This window comes from Marinibaculum pumilum, from assembly GCF_042646425.1.
GTDB classification, from domain to species: Bacteria; Pseudomonadota; Alphaproteobacteria; order Ferrovibrionales; family Ferrovibrionaceae; genus Marinibaculum; species Marinibaculum pumilum.
In genome coordinates this window covers 1-21823 of the sequence record NZ_JBHRTR010000014.1, presented here as the reverse complement: position 1 = coordinate 21823, position 21823 = coordinate 1, and the positions used below count along the sequence as shown (strand labels likewise).

At 68.6% G+C, this 21823-nt stretch carries 23 protein-coding genes; 11 read left to right on the top strand and 12 right to left on the bottom strand.

The annotated features are described in order from the left end of the window. Positions 1 to 155 precede the first annotated feature (155 nt). Both ACFOGJ_RS04880 and ACFOGJ_RS04875 read right to left on the bottom strand, forming a co-directional pair. Positions 156 to 1034, bottom strand: coding sequence for an N-acyl homoserine lactonase family protein (locus tag ACFOGJ_RS04880; protein WP_379898583.1), 879 nt, complete (start codon positions 1032 to 1034; stop codon positions 156 to 158). A 46-nt stretch (positions 1035 to 1080) separates the two neighbouring features. Next, on the bottom strand, positions 1081 to 1614 hold the full coding sequence (locus ACFOGJ_RS04875; protein WP_379898582.1) for a hypothetical protein: 534 nt from the start codon (positions 1612 to 1614) through the stop codon (positions 1081 to 1083). Between the two features lie 146 nt (positions 1615 to 1760). On the opposite strand from ACFOGJ_RS04875, the gene ACFOGJ_RS04870 reads away from it, so the two are divergent. The 6 genes from ACFOGJ_RS04870 to ACFOGJ_RS04845 all read left to right on the top strand — a co-directional run bounded on the left by ACFOGJ_RS04870 (position 1761) and on the right by ACFOGJ_RS04845 (position 7377). Continuing rightward, the gene (locus ACFOGJ_RS04870) at positions 1761 to 2795 is read left to right on the top strand and encodes a LacI family DNA-binding transcriptional regulator (protein WP_379898581.1); all 1035 of its coding nucleotides are present in this window, start codon (positions 1761 to 1763) and stop codon (positions 2793 to 2795) included. Positions 2796 to 2950: 155 nt separating this feature from the next. Continuing rightward, complete coding sequence (locus ACFOGJ_RS04865) at positions 2951 to 3796, top strand: SDR family NAD(P)-dependent oxidoreductase (RefSeq protein WP_379898580.1); 846 nt, start codon at positions 2951 to 2953, stop codon at positions 3794 to 3796. Between the two features lie 35 nt (positions 3797 to 3831). After that, positions 3832 to 4623 (top strand): N-acyl homoserine lactonase family protein, encoded by a 792-nt coding sequence (locus tag ACFOGJ_RS04860; RefSeq protein ID WP_379898577.1) that lies wholly within the window; start codon positions 3832 to 3834, stop codon positions 4621 to 4623. Positions 4624 to 4673: 50 nt separating this feature from the next. Next, positions 4674 to 5567 (top strand): NAD(P)-dependent oxidoreductase, encoded by an 894-nt coding sequence (locus tag ACFOGJ_RS04855; RefSeq protein ID WP_379898576.1) that lies wholly within the window; start codon positions 4674 to 4676, stop codon positions 5565 to 5567. Positions 5568 to 5583: 16 nt separating this feature from the next. Further along, positions 5584 to 6948: an MmgE/PrpD family protein gene (locus tag ACFOGJ_RS04850; RefSeq protein WP_379898575.1), complete on the top strand. Its 1365-nt coding sequence runs from the start codon at positions 5584 to 5586 to the stop codon at positions 6946 to 6948. Between the two features lie 18 nt (positions 6949 to 6966). Further along, the gene (locus ACFOGJ_RS04845) at positions 6967 to 7377 is read left to right on the top strand and encodes a carboxymuconolactone decarboxylase family protein (RefSeq protein WP_379898573.1); all 411 of its coding nucleotides are present in this window, start codon (positions 6967 to 6969) and stop codon (positions 7375 to 7377) included. A 61-nt stretch (positions 7378 to 7438) separates the two neighbouring features. Here the strand turns inward: ACFOGJ_RS04845 and ACFOGJ_RS04840 are convergent, their stop codons facing one another. The 4 genes from ACFOGJ_RS04840 to ACFOGJ_RS04825 all read right to left on the bottom strand — a co-directional run bounded on the left by ACFOGJ_RS04840 (position 7439) and on the right by ACFOGJ_RS04825 (position 10674). Continuing rightward, positions 7439 to 7945 carry a hypothetical protein gene (locus ACFOGJ_RS04840; protein WP_379898572.1) on the bottom strand — a complete coding sequence of 169 codons (507 nt, stop codon included), beginning with the start codon at positions 7943 to 7945 and terminating at the stop codon, positions 7439 to 7441. Positions 7946 to 7960: 15 nt separating this feature from the next. Beyond that, a complete protein-coding gene (locus ACFOGJ_RS04835; protein ID WP_379898571.1) occupies positions 7961 to 9151 on the bottom strand; it encodes a hypothetical protein in 1191 nt (396 codons plus the stop codon). 259 nt (positions 9152 to 9410) lie between these two features. Further along, the gene (locus ACFOGJ_RS04830) at positions 9411 to 10187 is read right to left on the bottom strand and encodes an SDR family NAD(P)-dependent oxidoreductase (protein ID WP_379898570.1); all 777 of its coding nucleotides are present in this window, start codon (positions 10185 to 10187) and stop codon (positions 9411 to 9413) included. Between the two features lie 91 nt (positions 10188 to 10278). After that, positions 10279 to 10674, bottom strand: a complete 396-nt coding sequence (locus ACFOGJ_RS04825; RefSeq protein WP_379898569.1) for a GFA family protein — start codon at positions 10672 to 10674, stop codon at positions 10279 to 10281. A gap of 161 nt (positions 10675 to 10835) precedes the next feature. Here ACFOGJ_RS04825 and ACFOGJ_RS04820 point away from each other — a divergent pair, with 161 nt between their 5' ends. Continuing rightward, a complete protein-coding gene (locus ACFOGJ_RS04820) occupies positions 10836 to 11792 on the top strand; it encodes an alpha/beta hydrolase (RefSeq protein WP_379898567.1) in 957 nt (318 codons plus the stop codon). A gap of 29 nt (positions 11793 to 11821) precedes the next feature. On the opposite strand, the gene ACFOGJ_RS04815 is transcribed toward ACFOGJ_RS04820, so the two are convergent. The 4 genes from ACFOGJ_RS04815 to ACFOGJ_RS04800 all read right to left on the bottom strand — a co-directional run bounded on the left by ACFOGJ_RS04815 (position 11822) and on the right by ACFOGJ_RS04800 (position 15873). Then, the gene (locus ACFOGJ_RS04815) at positions 11822 to 13492 is read right to left on the bottom strand and encodes a class I adenylate-forming enzyme family protein (RefSeq protein WP_379898565.1); all 1671 of its coding nucleotides are present in this window, start codon (positions 13490 to 13492) and stop codon (positions 11822 to 11824) included. Positions 13493 to 13649: 157 nt separating this feature from the next. Next, positions 13650 to 14636, bottom strand: a complete 987-nt coding sequence (locus ACFOGJ_RS04810) for a hypothetical protein (RefSeq protein WP_379898564.1) — start codon at positions 14634 to 14636, stop codon at positions 13650 to 13652. Beyond that, a complete protein-coding gene (locus tag ACFOGJ_RS04805; RefSeq protein WP_379898563.1) occupies positions 14633 to 15115 on the bottom strand; it encodes a hypothetical protein in 483 nt (160 codons plus the stop codon). Before ACFOGJ_RS04805 ends, ACFOGJ_RS04810 begins: the two co-directional genes overlap by 4 nt. Positions 15116 to 15294: 179 nt before the next feature. After that, the gene (locus tag ACFOGJ_RS04800) at positions 15295 to 15873 is read right to left on the bottom strand and encodes a TetR/AcrR family transcriptional regulator (protein WP_379898562.1); all 579 of its coding nucleotides are present in this window, start codon (positions 15871 to 15873) and stop codon (positions 15295 to 15297) included. Between the two features lie 210 nt (positions 15874 to 16083). On the opposite strand from ACFOGJ_RS04800, the gene ACFOGJ_RS04795 reads away from it, so the two are divergent. From ACFOGJ_RS04795 to ACFOGJ_RS04785, 3 genes are all read left to right on the top strand, one after another. Beyond that, on the top strand, positions 16084 to 16548 hold the full coding sequence (locus ACFOGJ_RS04795; protein WP_379898561.1) for a nuclear transport factor 2 family protein: 465 nt from the start codon (positions 16084 to 16086) through the stop codon (positions 16546 to 16548). Positions 16549 to 16610: 62 nt separating this feature from the next. Beyond that, entirely contained in the window at positions 16611 to 17495 is an 885-nt protein-coding gene (locus tag ACFOGJ_RS04790) for a cysteine hydrolase (RefSeq protein WP_379898560.1), read from the top strand. A 228-nt stretch (positions 17496 to 17723) separates the two neighbouring features. Beyond that, positions 17724 to 18218: a YHS domain-containing (seleno)protein gene (locus tag ACFOGJ_RS04785; protein WP_379898559.1), complete on the top strand. Its 495-nt coding sequence runs from the start codon at positions 17724 to 17726 to the stop codon at positions 18216 to 18218. A 79-nt stretch (positions 18219 to 18297) separates the two neighbouring features. Here ACFOGJ_RS04785 and ACFOGJ_RS04780 read toward each other — a convergent pair whose 3' ends face one another. Next, positions 18298 to 18873, bottom strand: a complete 576-nt coding sequence (locus ACFOGJ_RS04780) for a TMEM165/GDT1 family protein (protein ID WP_379898558.1) — start codon at positions 18871 to 18873, stop codon at positions 18298 to 18300. Between the two features lie 319 nt (positions 18874 to 19192). Between ACFOGJ_RS04780 and ilvD the strand changes: the two genes are divergently transcribed. Next, entirely contained in the window at positions 19193 to 20911 is a 1719-nt protein-coding gene (ilvD, locus tag ACFOGJ_RS04775) for a dihydroxy-acid dehydratase (protein ID WP_379898557.1), read from the top strand. 69 nt (positions 20912 to 20980) lie between these two features. On the opposite strand, the gene ACFOGJ_RS04770 is transcribed toward ilvD, so the two are convergent. Beyond that, positions 20981 to 21346, bottom strand: a complete 366-nt coding sequence (locus ACFOGJ_RS04770; protein ID WP_379898556.1) for a hypothetical protein — start codon at positions 21344 to 21346, stop codon at positions 20981 to 20983. Positions 21347 to 21823 lie beyond the last annotated feature (477 nt).

The window sequence follows — 21823 nt, the reverse complement described above, 5'->3', positions numbered from 1 at the left end:
TTTCCAAGTAGAATCAATGCCATGCACCCCGTCATCCGAAATCGTGCCGGACAGCACTGGGTCAGGCCCGAGGATGACGGCAAAAAGGTAGGACCGCGGGGTCAATTTGGCTCCGCTGACGAGATGTGTGACTACCGCACCCCCCTGCCGGGCGCTCAGGCGACCCGGCTCGCCTCTCCGTCGGCCAGGGCGATCTCGACCACCTGCAGCCCGCGGTCGGTGAGGCGCGACGGGAATGTGGTTTTCAACCGGTCCTCATGCACCGGGATCACCCGCCGCACCTCGCCGCCGACCGACTTCAGCATCGCCTGGCTGGTGAAGATCAGGTTGTGCTGGCTGCCCACCGCCAGGCCGATCGGCACGATCTGCGGCGCCGCGGGATCCAGGCCGGTCAGGTTGTCGTAGGTGTAGATCAGGTCGCCGGCGAAGACCCACTTGTCCTCGCCATCGCGGCTGCCGTCGTTGCGGACGGTGACGTACATGCTGCCATAGGTGTGGGTGTCGGCCGCCAGGTTGACGTCGATCCCGGGCAGCACGTCTTCCGCGTCGCCGTCGATCAGGATCATCCGCCCCTCCTTCGCCGCCTCCACTGCCTTGACGATGTCCGCCGGGTCGCCGCCGCCGGTCAGGAAGCCGAACTCCGGCCCCAGCGCCAGCGCCCAGACCCACTGGTCCAGCTCGCGCTTCTGCAGGTAGAAGCGGGCGTTGGGGAAATGGTCCATCGCGCCGATATGGTCGAAATGCGCATGGGTGATGAAGACCGCGGTGACATCCTCCGGCGCGACGCCGCATTCGGCCATCACCTCGCGGGGCCCGTGATAGTTCGAAACGCCGTAATTGTCGGCCAGGGTCTTGCCGTAGTTCACATGGTCGTAGCCGGTGTCGATCAGGATCGTCTCGCCGCCCCCCTTCAGCACGACATAGGCGTAGGGCAGCTTGCGGGTACCCTGATGCATCGGCCCGTACATCATCACATTGAACGGAAACTGCTCCACGGCCGCATATTCCAGCACCCAGATCGAGTAGTCCGCCATCATCTCCTCCCCCGGGGCATCGGCCGCCCCATTGTCGTTGCCATCCTCAATCCCACTCCCGGGCCGGCACTGCCGCATGGGCGGCGCAGCAGGCCTGACCGAAGTTCACAGGCTCGAAGCCCGGCAGCAGGCGCGCGAGCGTGCGCAGATGCGCGACCGTCGACTTCAATGCCGCCACCAGCCTGTCGCGGTCACGGTCCCCGGCGCCGGGCGCGGCACAGGCCGACGCCGCGGCGCAGGACGCGAGAAGCGCGGCGCTGGCGGCGCCGAGATGGTGGTGGTGATGCGCTGCCGGCTGCGGTACCGGCAGCGCTCGGACCGCCTCCGCGGCCTCCGCGGCGGCGGCGGATGCCGACCGGATCGCTGTCTCCGGCAGAGTCCGCAGCGGCCCGGTCATCAGCAGCAGCGCGATGCCGGAAACCTGGGTCAGGATGCGGCGCAGCTCGTCATGAACCCGCTGCGCCGCGTCCATGTAGCGCAGCGCGGCATGCTCGGCCGCCAGGCTGCCCGCTCCGGGACCGCCGGCCAGCGGGCCGCCCATTCCCTGGTTGTACGCCTGCCGGCCATCCTGCTGCGGCACAGCCCCGCCTCCGTCGATCAGCAATGAAAACGGACCAGTCCATACCTGAAACTGATACCGGTAACAACCCGCCGACCTTGTGCACCCCTTGCCGGTTCGACGCGGACGGGTATTGATAGCCGCTGACCGACGAAGGGGGTTCAGCCATGCCGAAGCGCTCCGCCGCGCGCTCGGGACCCGGCAGCGCCCGGATGCGCGACGTGGCGCTCCGGGCCGGTGTCTCGACAATGACCGTGTCGCGGGCCCTGAAGGAACCCGGCAAGGTGTCGCCGGAGATGCGGGAACGGGTGCTGCGCGCGGTGCGCGAGACCGGCTATCTGCCGAATCATCTGGCCGGCAGCCTGTCGTCGAACCGCTCGACCACGGTCGGCCTGATCGTCCCCAGCATCGACAATTCCATCTACACGCAGACGGTGAAGAGCCTGTCGGAGGTGCTGAAGCATTCCGGCTTCCAGCTGATGATCGCCGAGAGCGGCTACGACCCGAACGAGGAGGAGGAACTGATCACGGTGTTCCTCGGCCACCGGGTCAGCGGCCTTGTCCTGCACAGCACCGAGCACCGGCCGGAGGCGGTCGAGAAGATCCGCAATGCCGGCGTGCCGGTGGTGGAGACCGGCAACATTCCGGACCGGCCGCTGGACATGGTGGTGAGCTACTCCAACCGCGACGCCGCCTATGCGATGACCATGCATCTGGGCCGCCTGGGCTACAGGCGGATCGCCTTCGCCTCCCTCTATTCGGTACATAACGACCGATCCAAGGACCGGTTGCAGGGCTATGCCGATGCGCTGAAGGAGCTCGGCCAGGACTACGACCCCCGCCTGGTGGTAGAGACGGAGCGCGGCTACGCCGCCGGCGCGGAAGTCGTTGCGCGCATCGTGCAGACCGTGCCCGAGGTCGATGCCCTGTTCTGCGCCGGCGACGTCCTCGCCGTCGGCGCCCTGTTCGAATGCGGCAAGCGGGGCTGGGCGGTGCCCGGACGCATCGCCATCGCCAGCTTCGACGATGTCGACCTGCTGCGCCATGTCTCCCCCTCCGTCACCACCCTGCGCCTGCCCCGCCACGATATCGGCCAGCGCGCCGCACGCCTGCTGATCAGCCGGGTGATCGACGGGGCGGAGCATCTGCGGGGCAGCGTCGTCGACCTGAAGTTCGAGGTCATCCAGCGCGAGAGCACCTGATCCGCTGCTGCCTGTTCGACGTTGCATCGGCCGGGACGCGGACCTATAGTCGCCGAATGTTACCGGTACCTTTTCGCGCCGACGGTTCGGACGCGGCACCGGTGGGGAGCGACGGGGGCGCCGGGTCAGGCGGCCGAACGGGAGATGGTGGCAAGTTGCGTCCAGAGATCGCGCAGGGCAAGGCAGAGCAGAGGACCGCGGACGAGGTGCCGGGACGCATTCCCGAGGGCTGCCGGGCGCTGGTCACCGGCTCGACAGGCGGGCTGGGCCTTGCCATCGCCGAGGGCCTGGCACGCGCCGGCGCATCGGTGATGCTGCACGGGCTCGATGACGGGGAGAAGGTCGAGCCGCTGCGCCACCGCCTTGCCGAAGCGGCCGGCACGGAGATCGCCTATCACTGCGCCGACCTGTCGTCGCAGGCCGGCGTGGACGGGCTGGTAGACAATGCCTGCCGCAGGCTCGGCGGGATCGACATTCTGGTGAACAACGCGGTGGTGCGCCATTTCGCGCCGATCGTGGATTTCCCGGGCGAGTCCTGGGAGACATCGCTGGCGGTGAACCTGTCGGCGCCGTTCTACGCAATCCGCCGCCTCCTGCCCTCGATGCGGCAGTCAAATTACGGCCGCATCTTCAACATCACCTCCGTCTACGGCCTGCGCGGCACCACGGACCGGGTCGGCTATGTCGCGACGAAATCGGGGCTGCTGGGGCTGACCCGCGCGGTTGCCCTGGAGAATCTCGACCGCGACGTCACCTGCCACTGCATCTGCCCGGGCTCGGTGCTGACCCCGGGCACGGAGGACCGGGTCACCCGGATCATGACCGAACAGAACGCCGACCGCGAACAGGCCGAGCGGATCTTCCTGGAGGGCAAGCAGCCCGGCGGCAGCTTCGTGCCGCCGCAGAGCGTCTCCGCCCTGCTGGTCTTCCTCTGCGGTCCGGTGGCACGCGACATGACCGGCGCGATGCTGCCGGTGGAGGGCGGCTGGCTCGCCAGCTAGCCCCGCACCGGCACAAGGAGAAGGGGGAACCGCGCGTGGATGACAGCTACGAACTCTATGCGGTCCGCTATGGCCATCACGACCGCAACGCCGCCGCCAACTTCATCGGCGGCGACGAACATGACGGTCCCATGCCGCTGGACTATTTCGTCTGGGCCATCGTCGGCCAGTCACGCACCTTCGTGTTCGACACCGGCTTCGACGCGGACTCCGCCAGGCGCCGCAACCGGCAGCTGCTGCGCCCGGTGGGCGAAGGCCTGAAGATGATCGGCATCGAGCCCGACCATGTGCAGGACGTGATCGTGTCGCACATGCATTTCGATCATGTCGGCAACAACGACCTGTTCCCGCAGGCCCGCTATCACGTCCAGGATGCGGAAATGCAGTACTGCACCGGGCGGTGCATGTGCCACGCCTATCTGCGCCACGCCTACGACCACCGGGACGTGGCCAGCATGATCGACAAGCTCTTCGCCGACCGGGTCACCTTCCATGACGGCGAGTCCCAGATCGCACCGAACCTGACAGTGCACCGGGTCGGCGGCCATACCCGCGGCCTGCAGGTGGTGCGCGTCCTGACCCGCCGCGGCTGGGTGGTGCTCGGCTCCGACGCGTCGCACTTCTATGCGAACTTCGAGCAGAATCGCCCTTTCCCGGTGGTCGAAAGTGCCACCGAGATGCTGGAGGGCTACGCCACCATGCGCCGGCTCGCCACATCGTCGCGGCACATCGTCCCGGGCCACGACCCGCTGGTCCTGGACCGCTACCCGGCCGCACTGGACGGGGTCGCGGACATCGTCCGCCTCGACCTCGACCCGACCGGTTGAACCATCCCCCAGGATCCGCGCAGCGGGCGCGCGAAGAAAGGAGTGCAGGCATGAAAGGCGTCAGGATCGGCTTCGCCGGCGTGGGCCGGATGGGGGCGCCGCTGGCCAGGCGCCTGCTGGATGCCGGCCATGCGCTGTCGGTGTTCGACACCAGCGCCGCCGCGGTCGAGCCGCTGGTCGCCGCCGGCGCCACCCATGCGGAGAGCCCGGCCGCGCTGGCCGGCATGGCCGAAGTGGTGCTGCTGTCGCTGCCCACGCCGGAGATCGTCGAGGCGGTGGCGCTGGGGCCGGACGGGATCGTGTCCGGCAAGGGGGCGCGGATCGTCATCGACCTCTCCACCACCGGTTCGCGGGTCGCGAAGGCGGTCGCCAGCGGCCTCGCCGATGCCGGCATCGCCGCCGTCGACTGCCCGGTCAGCGGCGGCGTGGCGGGGGCCGAGAAGGGCAGCCTTGCGCTTATGGCCGCCTGCCCGCCGGCGGTGCTGGAAGAGGTCCGGCCGGTGCTGGAATGCTTCGGCAAGGTCTTCCATGTCGGCGACGAACCGGGCATGGGGCAGACGATCAAAGTGATCAACAACCTGATGTCCGTGACCGCCCTGTCGATCGCCTCCGAGGCGCTGGTGCTGGGCACAAAGGCGGGGCTGGACCCGGCGAAGATGATCGAGGTGATCAACGCCGGCAGCGGCAGTTCCAACGCCACCATGACGAAGATCCCGAAATTCGTGCTGCCGCGCAGCTTCGACTTCGGTTTCGCCATCGAGCTGTCGGCGAAGGATATCCGCCTTTGCCTGGAGGAGGCCGAGGCGCAGGGCGTGCCGATGATCGTCGCCAGCGCGGTGAAGCAGCTTCTGACCATCGCCAAGGGCCGGCTGGGCGGTTCCGCCGACCTGACGGAGATCATCAAGCCGATCGAGGAATGGTCCGGCGTCGAGGTCGCGGGCTGAACCCGGGAACGGAGGGGTGAACGGACCTGCTTCCGGCCCGTCGCGGCGGCTGGCGGAGTTCGCCTGCGCCTCGACCCCGGACGACCTGCCGGAGGCGGTGCGTGCCCATGCGCTGCGGGCGGTGGTGAACGGCTTCGGCACCGCCCTGGGCGGCGCCGCGGACACCGCCCTCGCCAGCCTCGCCCGCGCGCTGATGCCGTTCTCGGCGGCGCCCCAGGCCAGTGTGATCGGCACCCGCCTGCGGGCCGACATGCCGACGGCCGCCTTCCTGAATGCCGCCGCGATCAACGTCTTCGACTTCGACGACAACCATGCCGGCACGATCATCCACCCCACCGCCCCGGTGCTGCCGGCGGCGCTGGCACTGGCGGAGAGTCGACCGGTTTCCGGCGCGGCGCTGATCCATGCCGTGGCGCTGGGGATGGAGGCGGCCTGCCGCATCGGCAACGCCGTCTCTCCCGGCCACTACGCGCGGGGCTGGCACATCACCTCGACCTGCGGCGTGTTTGGCGCGGCGATCGCCGCCGCGCGGCTGCTCGGCCTCGACGCGGAGCGCACGCTCTGGGCGCTCGGCAACGCATCGGCCCAGGCTGCCGGCCTGGTGGAGACCCTGGGCCATATGGCGAAGAGCGTCAGCGTCGGCGGCGCGGCGCGCAACGGACTTCTGTCCGCGCTGATGGCGGAGGCTGGGGTCGCCGGCCCCGCGCACCCGCTCGAAGGGCCGCGCGGCTTCCTGTCGGTCTGCTGCGACGCGCCGCGACCGGAGGCGGTGACGGAGGGGCTCGGCATCCGCTGGGAACTGCTGGACGACATGTTCAAGCCCTATCCCTGCGGTGTGGTCCTGAACCCGGTCATCGACGCCTGCCTGGAGGCGCGCGCCGATCCCGTCTTCGACACCGCGCGGATCGCGCGGATCGCCATCCGCGGCAATCCGCTGCTGAAAGCCCGCACCGACCGGCCCGGCGTGACCACGGGGCGCGAGGCACAGGTCAGCGCCCAGCACGCGGTGGCCGTCTCCCTGCTGCGCGGCACCGCCGGGGTCGCGGACTTCGCCGATGCGGCGGTACAGGATCCTGCCGTCCGGGCGCTCGCCGCCCTGGTGTCGGAGATCGGCACCGACGAGGCGATGCCGGTCGGCGCCGCCGGTCTGTCCATCGGGATCACGGACGGGAGCGCGATCGAGATCTTCGTCCCCCTGGGCCGTGGCTATCCCGGCCGGCCGATGAGCGACGAAGAGCTGATGGCGAAGTTCGCCGCCCTTGCCCGTCACGGCGCGCCTGCCGTCGCGGCGGAACCGCTCGCCGCCGCGCTCTGGCAGCTGCCCGGGGCGGACAGCATCGAGACAGCCCTGACGCTGGCCCGGCCCGGGCCCGGGGCATGACGAAGGAGGATCTGGACAATGACCGACCGACGCCCCGAATTCCACGGAGAGATGTTCGACAAGGGACTGGCCGTGCGGCGCGAGGTGCTGGGCGACGCCTATGTGGAGAAGTCGCTCGCCGCGGCGACCGACTATTCGGCACCGCTGCAGAAGCTGATCACCGAATGGTGCTGGGGCGAGGTCTGGACCCGGCCCGGGCTGGAGCGCCGCCTGCGCAGCGTCCTGAACCTGGGCATGACGATGGCGCTGAACCGCCCGGCGGAGTTCAAGACCCATGCCCGCGGCGCCCTGAACAACGGGCTGACCCGGGAGGAGCTGGTCGAGATCGTGTTGCAGGGCGCGATCTATTGCGGCGCGCCCGCCTCGCTGGACGCCATGCGGCTCCTGCAGGCATTGTTCGACGAGCTGGACACCGAAGGCAGAACCTGAGACCCGGTCAGGATCGCGCACCGGCACCGGCCCGCCGCAGCGTCATTCGCGAGGCTCGATGTCAAAGCCCCCTGATGGCCTTTGCCGCTGACTTCATGTCCTCGAAGGCTGCCTGCGCGACATCGATCGTTGACCTCAGTTCGGTCAGATCGACATTGGCCAGCTTGGCGTCGATCGCCTCCGCCGTCGCCTTCAGTTCCTTCAGGACCGCGAGGCCGCGCTGCGCATGGGCACCGAGAGTTGGAAGAAACAAGGCTTCCTTGCCTGTCTCTGCCGCCTTGGCGGCTATGGCAAGTGCCGCGCCGGTCCCGGCAATGCGATCCGCCAGTTGGCGGAAATCCGTCAATGCCTGGTCCTGCAGGTCGAGCGCTGCATGGCTCCTCACCCGGTGAGCCTCGTCGCGCAGAGCGGTGGCAATCGTGATATCGGTCGAAAAGCCCTCCAGGCTCTCTGAAGCCGCATTGAATCGATGCGGGTCATGACTGCGTATCGCATCGAAGATCTCGAAGGTGAGTTCCTCGAGCCGCGCCGCGTCGCGCGACCTGGCTTCCACCTGCGTAAGCGACATGTCCCCCACTCCCTCCTACTGATTGACCACCGGACTCTCCTCCGGCCCGTGCAGCCTTTCGAGCGTATCGAGGGCCTCTTCCAACGTGCCCATGGAGATCCGGATGCAATCCTGCTGAAACGCTGAATAGCCGCCGCAACGCTGAAGCTCTTCCAGGACCTTGCGATGGGTCGACGACCAGCTCGCGATGGCTGCCGAAATCGCGCCGAGCGCCTTCACGCGTGAGGCATACCAGCGGTCGGCTTCACCCTGGGCCTGCTTGAACAGCCGGTAGTTGGGCTCCTCGGCGGCGATGATGTCACGATAGGCAACGAACTCTGCCCCCTTCGTGCCGGTGCGGATGCCGCGTTCGGCGGGAAGCCTGCCGATCTCCGTGCCGAGTGCGCCGGCGAACAGCTCGAAGCGCGTAGCGAATGCCTCGCGCTCCGCCTGGCCCTCATTGACCAGCACCTGGTCAACGGCGAGGCCTTCGTACAGGGCGATCCGGTTTCGGCCGTGAGCTTCCAGAAGCGCCGCCTTCCGGGACTGGTAGGCGCCTGTGAGCAGCAGATGCTGCGGGCCCGCAGGTGTCGCATCCGGGCCCGGCCCGGCAACGGCATAGAGCTCCGCCATCGCGACCGCCAGTTCGTCGAGCAATGGCTGGGTGTCTGCCATAATCGACCGGATGTCTTCCTGTGCCTCGATGCGGGTGTGCCACTGTGCAAGTTGCCGGCCGATCTGATTGATCGTTTCCATGGCAGTGCCAGCTCCCGGCATCGCCACCCCGAAGACTTTCCCCGCTTCGGATACGGATCTGGAGAGCGAGTCCCAGGCTTCTCCACCCGTTTCCCCGGCCGCGGCCAGGGCGACCAGGGCGTCGGCATAGGCGACTGCAACTTTCAGGACCTGATCGATACGCCTGGCGCTCTCGTCGTATCGGGTGGCAAACCCCTGCGCACGTTCTGCCGTTCTGCTGAGCTCGGTCAGCGCCTGCGCCACCCGAGGGTTCGCTCTGGCCTTGTCCCGCACGTGCTGGCTGACCGTGCCCGAACGCTCCGTCCACCAGTCCGCGTTCTGCTTCAGCTGCGCCAGGGTGGCATCATGCTCAGCCTGCACGCTTGTCGAGAGTGCCGCCGTCTGTTCGGAAAACGGTGTGAGGTCCGGGGTTGTGCAGGCGGACAGCAACAGGCCCAGCCCCGAGATCAACAGGCAGATACGCTGGCGCATGGCGTACTCCTTCAGCTGTCGGACTGGCGCAGACCGGGAATGTCGCCGTGAGGCCCCGCGGATGCCTGCATCGCAGGCGCCGGGAGATCCGCTCTCCCAGGTCCCGGCGCGGATCGCTGCACATCCGAAGGGACTGCCGGCAGCACCCGTCGGCATTGATGCTATCCCGCACCATATGCAACTTTCAAGTGTATTCATTCAGGTGGAATTATTTTTGGTCGCATCCCGCATGCGGATTTTTCCGCTCCGACGCTGGCCACTATTTCGCCATGCAGCCGCCGTCGATCACCAGGCTGGTGCCGGTCACGAAGTCGGAGGCAGAGGAGGCGAGGTAGAGCGCCGTCCCCTTGATCTCGGCGGCGTCCGCGACCCGCCCCATCGGCGTGAAATCCGTCACGGCCTTCATGAATTCGGGATCGTCGTAAGGGCCCAGTGCGGTGACGAAGAAGCCCGGGCAGATGGCATTCACCTGCACGTTCTGGCAGGCATATTGCAGCCCGAGTTCCCGGGTCAGGTTCACCACGGCGCCCTTGGTGGCGTTGTAGGCGGGCAGCGGAAAGATGCTCGAGGCACCGGCAAGCCCCCACATCGAAGCGGTGTTGATCACCTTGCCACCGCCGCTCTTCAGCATTTCGCGGATCGCCGCGCGGTCGACGTAGAAGACGCCGTTGAGGTTGATGTCGACGGTGCGCTTCCAGTTGTCCGTCGCATAGTCGTGGATCTTTCCCGGTTCCGGATCGCCGATCCCGGCATTGGCGAAGGCGATGTCGAGACGGCCGAACCGGGCGACGGTATCGGCGATCGCCGCCTCCACCGCCGCTTCGTCGGCGACATCGCCGGCAATTGTCATGATCGCGGTTCCGTGCGGCGCGAGCTGCGCCTTCGTGACCTCGAGGCCCCGGGGATCGATGTCGAAACAGGCCACGTCAGCGCCGTTCTCGGCCATCGCCTCCGCCATTGCCCGCCCGAGGCCGGATCCCGCGCCGGTCACGAAGGCGACCTTTCCGGCCACGCTGAATATCTCGCTGGCGCTCATCCCTGCCTCCCCCGCCCCCGGCCCTTTCGATGGGCACCGGCAAGCTAGCACCACATGGCGGGACCGCACATCCGGCCGGCAGGCGCGCCCGCTACTCCTCGACCGGCAGCCCGTCGCCATGGACATACCAGTCGGCGCGGGAAGCCCAGTGCAGATGCCTGTCGGGCGCCGTGCCCAGGGCCGCGTCGAAGGCACCCGCGGGGACGATCGCCTGGCGGCCGCTGCGGGTGAGGTGCGGCAAGGGCGTGCCGCAGGTCCGGCAGAACGCGGTGGCGAAGCTGCGCGCCTGCGGCAGGTCGAAGCGCGCGACCTCCTTCTCTCCCCGCAGCCACCGCAACGCGCCGGCCTGCACGATGACCTCGCAGGCATGCGCCGTGCCGCTGGCCTTGCGGCAGCGCGAGCAGTGGCAGTTGAGGAACTGATCGAACGGCCCTTCGACCTCGAACGCGACCGCGCCGCACAGGCAGCTGCCCCGGAATGCCGTCATCGCGCGCTCTCCTCCTGATCCGCGTGCTGTGGCGATGCTTCGATCCCCGGCGAAACATCCGCCTGCAGAGCAGTGATAGAAGCGCTTCGGGCACTCGGCCAGTGCCTGCAGCGGTCGCCCCGCCCGCGCGGCCATCACCCTTCACCCAGGAGCCGTCCGCGATGACAGACAGCCAGCTTCGCATCCTCAGCCTGCCCGGAAGCGCGGCAGACGGCGGCCGGTCCTGGCAGCCGCGCCTGGAACTGATGGCGCAGCGCCCGGTCACTGCCGAGCGCAGCCTGCCGGTACTCTACGTCCATGGCGCGACCTTCCCCTGCGCGACTTCGATCTTCTTCCGGCTCGGCGGATGGTCCTGGGCGGACAGCCTCAACGCTGCCGGCTTTTCGATCTGGGGACTGGACTTCGCCGGCTTCGGGCGGTCGGAACGGTACCCGGAGATGGGCCCGGATTCACCGCCGGCGGGGACACCGCTCGGTCGCGCCCCGGACGCTGTCCGGCAGCTCGAGCGCGCGGTACGGGCGATCGTCGCGGAAACCGGCGCCGCCAGGGTACAGATCGTCGCGCATTCCTGGGGCACGATCGTGGCGGGCCGGTTCGCAGGGCAATGCCCCGACCTGGTCGACCGCCTGGTGCTGTTCGGTCCCATCGCCCGCCGCGAGGCACTGCCCGGGATGCCGTCCCTTGCGCCCTGGCGCTACCTCACCGTCAGGGAACAACGGGACCGTTTCGTCGAGGATGTCCCGCCGGGCGAGGCAGAGGTGCTCGCCGCGGCGGATTTCCCGGCCTGGGCCGATCTCTACCTGGCGGCGGATCCGACCAGCGGCGCGCGCAGCCCGCCATCGGTGAAGACCCCGAACGGACCGGTCGCGGACATCATGAGCGCCTGGTCGGGGGACCTGGCCTATGACCCGGCCGCGATCCCGGCACCGGTCCTGATCGTCTGCGGCGCCTGGGACAGCCTGTGCGGCGCGGCGGATATCGCCTGGCTGCGGCAGGCGCTGACGGGTGCGCCGGAGGTCCGCACGGTCACCGTCCCGAAGGCGACGCACCTGATGCATCTGGAAAGCGGGCGGACGGCGCTGCATGCCGCCACGACGGACTTCCTGCGCCAAGGGTGACCACGCGCCGGCGTCCCGGCGAAGGCGGTTCAGTCCGCCGCCGCCAGCAGTGCCTTCGCCTTCGCCTCCAGCTCCGCCATCTGCAGCTTGCCGATCTGGTTGACCGGCCAGGGGCCCTCCCAGTGCAGGACGGCCTTCGGGATCTCGTAATTGGCCATCCGGCCCTTGGCTGCCGCCTTGAAGTCTGCCATCGCGCAGAGAGAGCGCCCCTCCTTCAGCCGCACCCAGGTCACCAGCTTCGCCCCCCAATAGGGGTCCGGCAGGGCGATCGTCTGCGCATCCTCGAAATCCGCCCCGAAGATCTGCAGCACCAGGCTGTTCACATAGGTGGTCGAGACATTCTCCCCGCCCGATTTCACCACCCCGCCGAGCCGGCCGTAGAAGCGGATATAGCCGTCCTCGAAGGTGCCGAAATCGCCGCTGTGGAAGTAGCCGTCCGTGTCGAAGTTCTTCCGCGTGGCCTCTTCCTGCTTGTAATAGCCCTGGAACAGGAACGGGCTCTTGTAGCAGATCTCCCCCTGCGCGCCGGGCCGGACGGGGTCCCCCGTCTCGATATCCTTGACCATCACCTGAACGCCGCCGATCGGCCGGCCCTGCGTGTCCCGGCGCAGGCTCTCGTCGACGCAGTCGGGTTCCATCAGGCTGACCATCGGACCGTTCTCCGTCTGGGCATAGAGGCTGGCGATCAGCCCCTCGCCGCCCATCAGCTCGCCCTTCAGCATGTCGTAGGTATTGGGCGCGATCGCCGCCATCACCTTCCGAAGGGTGAAGCGGCCGCCAGTCTTCGCCTGCGCCATGCGCAGCGCCTGCCAGTGCGCGTCGAAGCCGAAGGACAGGGTGGGCCGGTACCTTTCCATGATCTCGAAGGCGGCCTGCGGGTTGAAGGTCTCCATCAGGTGCAGGGTGGTGCCGGTATAGGCGAGGTTCAGGGTCATCGCGCCGACCACCCCGCTGTTGTGGTAGTACGGCGCCATGTTCAGGAAGCTGTCGCCGTCGTTCACCAGCAGCGCGTGCGAGACGAAATGCACGGTGGAGAGCGGCGCGCGGTGGTTCCACAGCGCGCTCTTGGACAGGCCGGTGGAACCGGAGGTCTGGCAGATGAACTGGATGTCGGTACAGCGCGAGGCGGCGACCCGGGCCGCGATCTCGGCACGGTCATAGCCTTCGCCCATCGCCATCAGGGCCGCGAAGTCCAGGATGCCTTCTTCCGAACCGCGGGTCGCGCCGACCGTGACCAGGTGGCGCAGCGCCGGCACCGTCGCGGAGCGGACGCCGTCCGCGCCGAACGCCAGGTCCGGCAACGCATTCTTCAGGCTGTCGATATAGTCGCGGCCCTGGTTCTCGCCGACCGTGACGATCACTTTCGGATCGTTGCGGGGCAGGATCCCGGCCAGCTCGATCTCGCCCCAGAGCAGGTTCAGCGGGTTGATCCAGGCACCGGCCTGCAGCACCGCGAAATACAGACAGGTGAAGTCCGGGGTCGCCGTCGGCAGCATCGCCACGACATCACCGGGCCCCACCTCCAGCTTCATCAGCGCCCAGGTCAGGGTATCGACCCGGTCCTGCAGTTCGGCGAAGCTGATCTCCCGGTCCCGGTAGACCAGCGCTGCCTTGTCGCCGCGATGCGCGCAGGTCTCCCGGAACAGCTGCTGCACGGTCCGGTGGTACCAGTGGTTTCCCTCGACCCTGTCGATCATCATGGCGGCAACCTCCCCGAACGGTGGCCGGCCCGGCCGGCTCTCTCATTGACATGCAGGACGGCCGCGATCGTATCGCCGGCTCGGTCATGGCAGAAGGCGGGATGCGCTCCGGGCCGGTCTTCGGTCTCGGCAGGGCGGTCTGGGCAGGGCGGGCCGGCTAGCGCGGCACGGATGCCGGACCGGCATCGTGGCGCCGGATGAGGCGCCCCGGGACCGTCCCGCCAGCCGCCGGTGCGGCTGAAGCATCGTCCCGCAGGGCGGGCGCCACGACGATGTCGTCGAGAAGGCCGTGGGGATCGAACACGACCGGGTCCTGCGTGCAGTAGGTCAGAAAGTCGAGGCCGGCGGCCGGTGGTTCCGTTCCGACGGCGGGTGCGGCGCAAAGCGCGCGAACAGAATCCCGGGTGGCGTGGGCCGCCAGGTCGACGGCCCGCGCCAGCCGCTCCGTCGGCGAGACTTCGAGGGCAGAGGAGAGCATCCGCGTGAACAGCGCCTCGCGCAGGTCCGGCGTGAAATGGGCGACCTGGCCTTCCCGCGACGAGAAGATCACGGCAACCCGGCGGCCAGCGGCTTCCAGCGAGCGGGGCACGAAGCGGAAATCGTCGAAGCCGAGCCCGGAATGGCATGAATCGACGATGATCACGATCTCTCCCGCCGGGACGGCAAGGATCAGGTCGCGCATTGTCTTCACGAACATGAAGCCGTGCTCTGTGTACGGCGCGGCGGGGACCTCTGCGGTCCAGAGCGCCAGCGTCTCGTCGACGATCGGATAGCCCTTGTAGTCGCCCGCCGAGGGCCCGCCGTGAAGATTGAGATAGACGTACAGCCGGTCGTCCGGCCCCAGCACGGCGCGCAGTCCGGCGAAGGCGGCCTCGACCCCGGCCCGCGTCGCCGCCTGGTCGAGAAGCCGCGTGATCCGCTCGGGGGCGACGTCCAGATGGCGGGTCGCGGCGCGCGCGATGCTGTCGAGCGCATGGCCGCAGGATTGCCGCGCTAAGCGGTCCGACTCTTCGTCGCCGAAGGAGACCCAGGGCGGACAGGCCGCGATGGCGAGGAGATGCGGCTGCCTGTCGGCGAGCGCGTCGCGCGATGCCATCACCACCAGGATGGCGAGGATGAACCGGAGTGCGGCGGCGCCCTTCATTCCGCGCCGGTCGGCGCGACCCTGCCGCCGGCCCGTTCGCAGTCGGCGACGCTTGCCGCGCTCAGCCTCACGGTGCCGAACGTACACGCCACCGTGGCCGGTGTCCCTGCAGCCGGCGCCGCTCGGGAGGACGGTGCGGCAAAGATCGGCAGGTATTGCGTGAGCGGCGCATATCCGATGACAGGGCCCAGCCCGCCGGGGCCGGCGGTCTCGGCTTTGCCGCCGGCGCGTTCGCACGATCCTGCGTGACCGGCCACGAGCGGTTCGCCATCGCCCATCCGGCAGACCACGCCGCCGACCTGCGCCGCGGCGGTCGTGGCGGCGGTTCCCCGTGCTGGCGCCGTAGCGGGATCGGGCAGGCCGAAGAAGGTGCAGCTGGTCGGGCTTGCAATCGTACCGCAGGCGCCGCTCGCCCTGGTCGTCGTCGGGGCGGCAAGCGCGATGACCGCAACGACAAGGCAATACCGCAGGATATGCATCCTCTCTCTCCCATCTTGCCGACCCGGCCGCTCCGGGGGCCTGGGCGGTGCCGCCAGGTGCAGGCTCGGGGAAATGCCGGGGTGGATCGACCCTAGCCGGGCCGGCGCGCGCCTGCCAAGGCCGGGGCCGGCGCCACCGGAGGCGTCAGCCGGGATGGCCTCAGCAATGCCGGCGCCGCTCACGCCACGGTGCCCGGCGGCGGGCAGGCCCCCGCGATCAGGACCTCCGCGACCGATTTCGCATCCCCGGCCGGATCGGCCTCATGCCCCAGATGGGCGGTGACGATGGCGCCCTCCTTCAGCAGCAGAAGGGCACGCGCCAGGCCGGCCGGATCTGCTGCGCCGGCCTGCTCCGCGATCCGGCGCAGCTGCAGGAACAGCAGCCGCTTGTGCTCCGCGGACTGCACATGGATCGGGTGGACGGGGTCGGGATATTCCGACGCCGCCTTGATGAACATGCAGGACCGGAACCCCGGGCCGGCGAACCATTCCGCCAGCGCGTCGAACATCGCGGCGAGCTGCGCCCGCGCCGGTCCGGCCTGCGCCATGCGGCGGAACAGCCAGTTGCGGAAGTCCTCGTCCCGCAGCCGCAGCACGGCGAGGATCAGGTCCTCCTTTCTGCGGAAATGCTTGAACATGGTGGTCTTCGAGATGCCGGTCTCCGCCACCAGCTGATCCATCCCGGTGGCGTGGAAACCGTCGCGGTAGAAGGTCTCCAGGGCCTTCCTGACCAGTTCGTCGCGCTTGCTGGGCCGCATTGTGGCTCCCTTTCAGAACCGATCTGTCCGGTTTCGAACCCTTCCGATTGCAGATATGGCCCGCCTCTGCCGATGTCAATTCGGCAGTCGGAGCGGCACAGGCCCATTGGCTATCGAAAGTTTTCAAATTTTTCGCTTGCGTAACTGAACCGATCGGTTCATATACACCTTCACAAACTGAACAGATCGGTACATATAAGGATCCCGGAGATGAGCCGCCCACCCCTGCCGCCCTTCGATGCACCATCCGCCCGCGCGAAGGTCCGCGCGGCCGAGGACGCCTGGAACAGCCGCATGCCGGCCATGGTCGCCGCCGCCTATACCGCCGACACGCTGTGGCGGAACCGCAGCACGTTCCTCGCCGGTCGCACGGCGGTCGAAGCCTTCCTGACCCGCAAATGGCAGGCGGAGCAGGACTACCGGCTGATCAAGGAGCTCTGGAGCTTCGGCGGCGACCGCATCGCCGTGCGCTTCGCCTACGAGGCGCGCCGCCCCGACGGGCAATGGTTCCGCGCCTACGGCAACGAGAACTGGGCCTTCGCCGCCGACGGACTGATGGCCGTCCGGCACGCCTCCATCAACGACCTGCCGATCCGGGAGGACGAGCGCCTGTTCCATTGGCCGCCCGGCCCGCGCCCCGAGGGGCATCCCGGCCTTTCCGACCTCGGCCTTTAGGGCCCCTCCCTCCGTTCTTTCATCGACCAGCGCCGCCACGCCCACCTACAAGGAGAAAGCCAATGACGACCTGCACCCATGACCATGACGACGAACCCCGCCGCGATACCGTCGGCCGCCGCGGATTCCTGAATCTCGGCGCGGCTGGCATCGCCGGCGCCGGTGCCGCCGCCGCGCTGGCTGCGCTGCCCGCCACCAGTGCAACGGCGGCCAGCGCCGCGGCGGCGGGGGCCGGACCAGGCAAGGGTGCCTATGCCTATCCCGCCGATCCGGTGCTGCCGCCGTCGACCATGTCCCTGCGCAAGGGCAGCGCGGCCCTGCTCGTCGTCGATCCGCAGGTCGATTTCCTGAGCCCCCGCGGGGTCGCCTGGGGCGTTGTGGGCGAGAGCGTGACCGAGCACGGGGTGGTCGACAATCTGGGCCGGCTGTTCCGCGCCGCCAAGGCGGCCGACCTGCCGGTCGTGATCTCGCCGCACTACTACTATCCGCATGACCATCGCTGGGCGTTCGAGGGCGCGCTGGAGAAGGTCATGCACGCCATCGGCATGTTCGACCGCCCCGGACCGCTGGACGTCAGCGGGCTGGAGGGCTCCGGCGCCGACTTCATGGCGCAGTACAAGCCGTTTATCGAGGACGGCCGGACGGTCATCGCTTCCCCCCACAAGGTCTACGGGCCGGAGCAGAACGATGCCAGCCTGCAGCTGCGCAAGCTGAAGGTCGACCAGATCGTGCTCGCCGGCATGTCGGCCAATCTCTGCGTGGAAAGCCATATGCGCGCGTTCCTGGAGCAGGGCTTCGAGGTGGCGGTGGTGCGGGACGCCACCGCCGGGGCGAAGATCCCGGAGGGCGACGGCTATCTCGCCGCGCTGATCAACTTCCGCATGATGGCCAACGCCGTCTGGAGCACCGACGAGGCGGTCGACCGCCTCGCCGCGCTCGGCGCCTGAACGGCACCGGCGCCCCGAGACAGACCGGCGCCTGAGCGCGCCGCACCCAGCAGACTGACAGCAATGCGGCCCCCTTCGGGGTGCCGCGCCTGCAGCCATGCCCGGACCGGTGCGCCCGCACCGCTCCGGCCGGCACGGCAGCCACCGTTTCCACCCGGCTCGCAGGGCTATCACCCCGGAGCCACCACCCCCGGCCCGCAGGGCCAGACCCGAAGAAGGAGAACCGAGATGAACAAGATGACGTCCCTGATCGCCGCCGCCGCCTTTGCCGGCCTCGCGATGACGGCCACCGCCGCCTCGGCTGCGGACGAGTACAACACCTCCACCGGCACCACCCTTGGCGGCGCCGGCCTGGCGCTGCGCGGCAGCGATACCGTGACACTGGCCACCGGCATGGGTGTGGCGCCCGGCGATGCCGCCTTTGCCCACGAACATGACGGCGTGGCCTACTACTTCGCCTCCGAGTCCAGCAGGGATCGCTTCGCGGAAAGCCCCGACAGCTACATGCCCCAATATGGCGGCTTCTGCGCCTTCGGCGTCGCGATCGGCAAGAAGCTCGACGCCGATCCGAAGTTCGCCGACATCGTCGACGGCAAGCTCTACGTCTTCCTGAACGCCGTGGCCTACGGCAAGTACCTGGAGGACAAGGCCGGCACCCTGGCCAAGGCCGAAAAGAACTGGCCCGCGATGCACCATGTCGCGGTGGAGGAGGTCAACGGCTGATCCGCCTCGTGCATCCGTGGGAGCCGCACGCGGTTCCCACGGATGGCGACCGGCCGCGGACGCCGCGGATGCCGGCGCCTCAGAACAGGGCCAGGCCTGCCGCTTCGGCCAGCATCCACAGCCCGATGACGGTGAACAGGGCAGCGGCGGTCATGCGGACCACGTTCAGCGGCACCCGCTTGATCAGTTCCTGTCCCAGATAGACCGCCGGCACGTTGGCCAGCATCATGCCCAGCGTCGTCCCCGCGGCGACCAGCCAGACATCCTGGAAGCGCGCGCCCAGGGCAATCGTCGCGATCTGCGTCTTGTCGCCCATCTCGACGATGAAGAACGCGATCAGGGTGGCCAGGAAGGCACCGTATCTGGGCGGCGGGGCCTCGTCCTCGTCCAGCTTGTCGGGGATCAGGGTCCAGGCGCCCATTGCCAGGAAGGAGAAGGCGACGAGATAGCGGAACCAGTCGCCCTCGAGCCAGGCGGCCGCTTCCGCCCCCACCAGGGCGGCGAGGAGATGGTTGGCGAGGGTGGCGGCCAGGATGCCCAGGATGATCGGCAGCGGGCGGCGGAAGCGGGTCGCCAGGACGATCGCAAGGAGCTGGGTCTTGTCGCCGATCTCGGCAAGGGCGACGATCGCGGTCGAGGTGAAGAAGGCGTCCATATGAGTCATCCGTCCGGGCAGGGATCGAACCAAAGACACCGCACCTCCCGCCCGACGGTCGGAAGCGCGATGTCCCTGGTCTCGCCCGAACGGATTGCTCGCTCCCTGCGCACCACGGCCTGCCGGCCGAGCATGTTGACGCGCAGATCCGCCCGGCGGCCGGGCGGCGGCTACTCCCCAAGAAACGCGGGACTTGTGACACGGCAGTATGCCGGAGGCAAGCGCGGCGGCGCCGCTCCTGCGGACCGGTATGGGCCGGCACCGGAGGTTCGGGCTAGTCTGCGGACTGAGCCTGAACCGACCCCGATGTGAGAGCCAGATGACCACCGAAGAGCCATCCTACTGGGCGCGACAGAATGTCGAACTGCGTGCGGCCGGTTTCGACCCCGAAACGGCCCGCGACCGGCGGGCCATCGTGACCGTCGCCAACCCCTTCACCAATGCCCATCGCTGCAACAACCGGGTCCAGCGGCTGACCGACCTGGTGCTCGAGGCGCTGGAAAAGGCGAATGCCCAGGGCCTGGTCGTCGGCACCCCGGCGGTCTCCGACGCGCTGACCCAGGGCAGCCCGAATGCCGGCTACAGCCTGGTGTCGCGCGAGCTTTTCGCCGACTGCGTGGAGACCGGCCACTATGCGCATCACGCCGATGCGATGCTGGTGATCTCCGGCTGCGACAAGACCGGCGCGGCGGCGATGATGCCGCTGGCCCGCACCAATGCGCCCGGCCTGGTGCTCTATCCCGGCACCAGCTCGCCCGGCTGCGTCAGCTTCGAACCCTGGGCCGCCAAGGGCCGCAACCTGACCATCATGGACTGGGCCGAGGGCCGCGCCGCGAACGAGGCCGGCCGGCTTTCGGATGCGCATCTGGTCGAACTGGAACGATCGGTCATGCCGGGCAGCGGCACCTGCGGCGCAATGTTCACCGCCAACACCATGAGCAGCATCGCGGAGGCGATGGGCATGATGCTGCCGCGCGGTGCCTCGCATCCGGCCGACTACGAAGCCGGCAGCGACGTGCATGACGACGTGAAGCGCCAGGTCGCCGCCTCGGTCGAGGCGCTGCTGCGGATGCGCCAGACGGGCCTGCGGCCGCGGGACATCATGACCCGGCAGGCCTTCGAGAACGCGATCACGACCGCCTATGCGATGGGCGGCTCCACCAACATGTACCTGCACCTGCTGGCCCTGGCGCGGGAGGCGGAGGTCGAGCTGGACATCGACCGAATGCACGCCATCGGCGCGCGGGTGCCGCTGATCGCCAACCTGCAGCCGCACGGCCCTTATGCGATGGTCAGCCTGCACCAGATCGGCGGCGTGCCGGTGGTGATGCGCGAGCTGCTGGATAACGGTCTGCTGCATGGCGACGCGATGACCGTGACCGGGCGCACCGTGGCGGAGAACCTGGCCGGGGCGCCGCGGCTCGCGGATCTCGGCGACCAGGACATCGTGCGCCCGGTCGCATCCCCCCTGGCACCGCCGAACAACCACATCCTGGTGCTGCGCGGCAATCTGGCGCCGCAGAGCTGCGTCCTGAAGCTGAGCGGCAAGATCCTGGAGCGCGGCCAGTTCCGCGGCCCGGCACGGGTCTTCGACAGCGAGGCGGAGACCATGGCCGCGATCCGTGCCGATGCGATCAAGCCCGGCGACGTGATCGTGGTGCGCAATGTCGGCCCGGTGGGTGAACCCGGCATGCCGGAAATGGTGATGCTGACCATCCAGCTGCAGGGCCGCGGCCTGGGCAAGGATGTCGCGCTGATCACCGACGGCCGCTTCTCCGGCGTGTCGCACGGGGTGCTGATCGGCCATATCTCGCCGGAGGCCGCGCGCGGCGGCCCGATCGCGGCGCTGCGGGACGGCGACGAGATCGTCATCGACCCCGCGCAGCGCCGGCTGGACGTTGCGCTGACCGACGCGCAGATCGCGGCACGCATGGAAGCCTGGCGGCCGCCGGTGACGACCGACAAGGTGCGGCGCGGCTCGGTGCGGGAGAAATATGCCCGCCTGGTCTCGTCCGCGAGCGAAGGCTGCGTGCTGTAGGAGGGCGCCTGTTTCAGAGGAGTGCGGCCGACGCGCCCGACCGGGGCCGCCGGGACGGCCGTCGCCGCGCTATTTCTGGCGCTTCAGGGTCTGGCAGGCGGCGTTCTGGTGGTCCGGTGCGGTGCGGACGTAGCAGGACTCGATCGTGTCCGCGTCGATCATGCGGCCTTCCAGGAAGCCGTTCGGTTCCGACCAGCGGAAATGCTCCTTGTCGAAGAAGACACCGACGAAGGTGACCTCGAACTGTTCGGATGCCTTGCTGCCGGAATGCATGGTGCCGGTGAAGCGGCGGTCCCGCTGCTCGGTGACGACCTGGGTGACGTTCTCGGAACTGAAGATGGCGCCGGACTTCTCCGAAGCGATCCGAATGTCCGCCCCCACCCCGGTCCATGTGCCGACGATATTGGGATAGGCCTCCTCGGCATGGGCAGGCAATGCCGCTGCGGCCAACACGGCCGCAGCAAAAACCGCAGCCGGAAGAGCGGAGACCTTCCGCCGACAGGCGCTCTGAAACAGATTCATCGTCCCGACCTTTCGTACCGTCATTTGTCCCGGCGCGTCATGCGGCAGACCACGGGGCATTCGTTGCCGTTCTGCGGTCGTCACACGTGCCGTTCCCCTATCCGATGCCCACTGTAGCAAGCCAGCACCTACCACCGACAGGGACAGCTGCCAGGGAGAGGCGCCAGAAAAAGGCGCCAGAAAAAGACGACTGGCACCCCGGGGGGACGGGTCCGCGTCGACCCACAGACACGAAAAAAGCCCGCAACGGCGATGCGTTGCGGGCCTTGATCTGTGAAGAGGGATATCCCTGTCCCCTTATTCCCTGACATGAGCGGACCTGGCGGCGACCTACTCTTCCGCGTCTTAAGACGAAGTACCATCGGCGCAGAGGGATTTCACGGCCGAGTT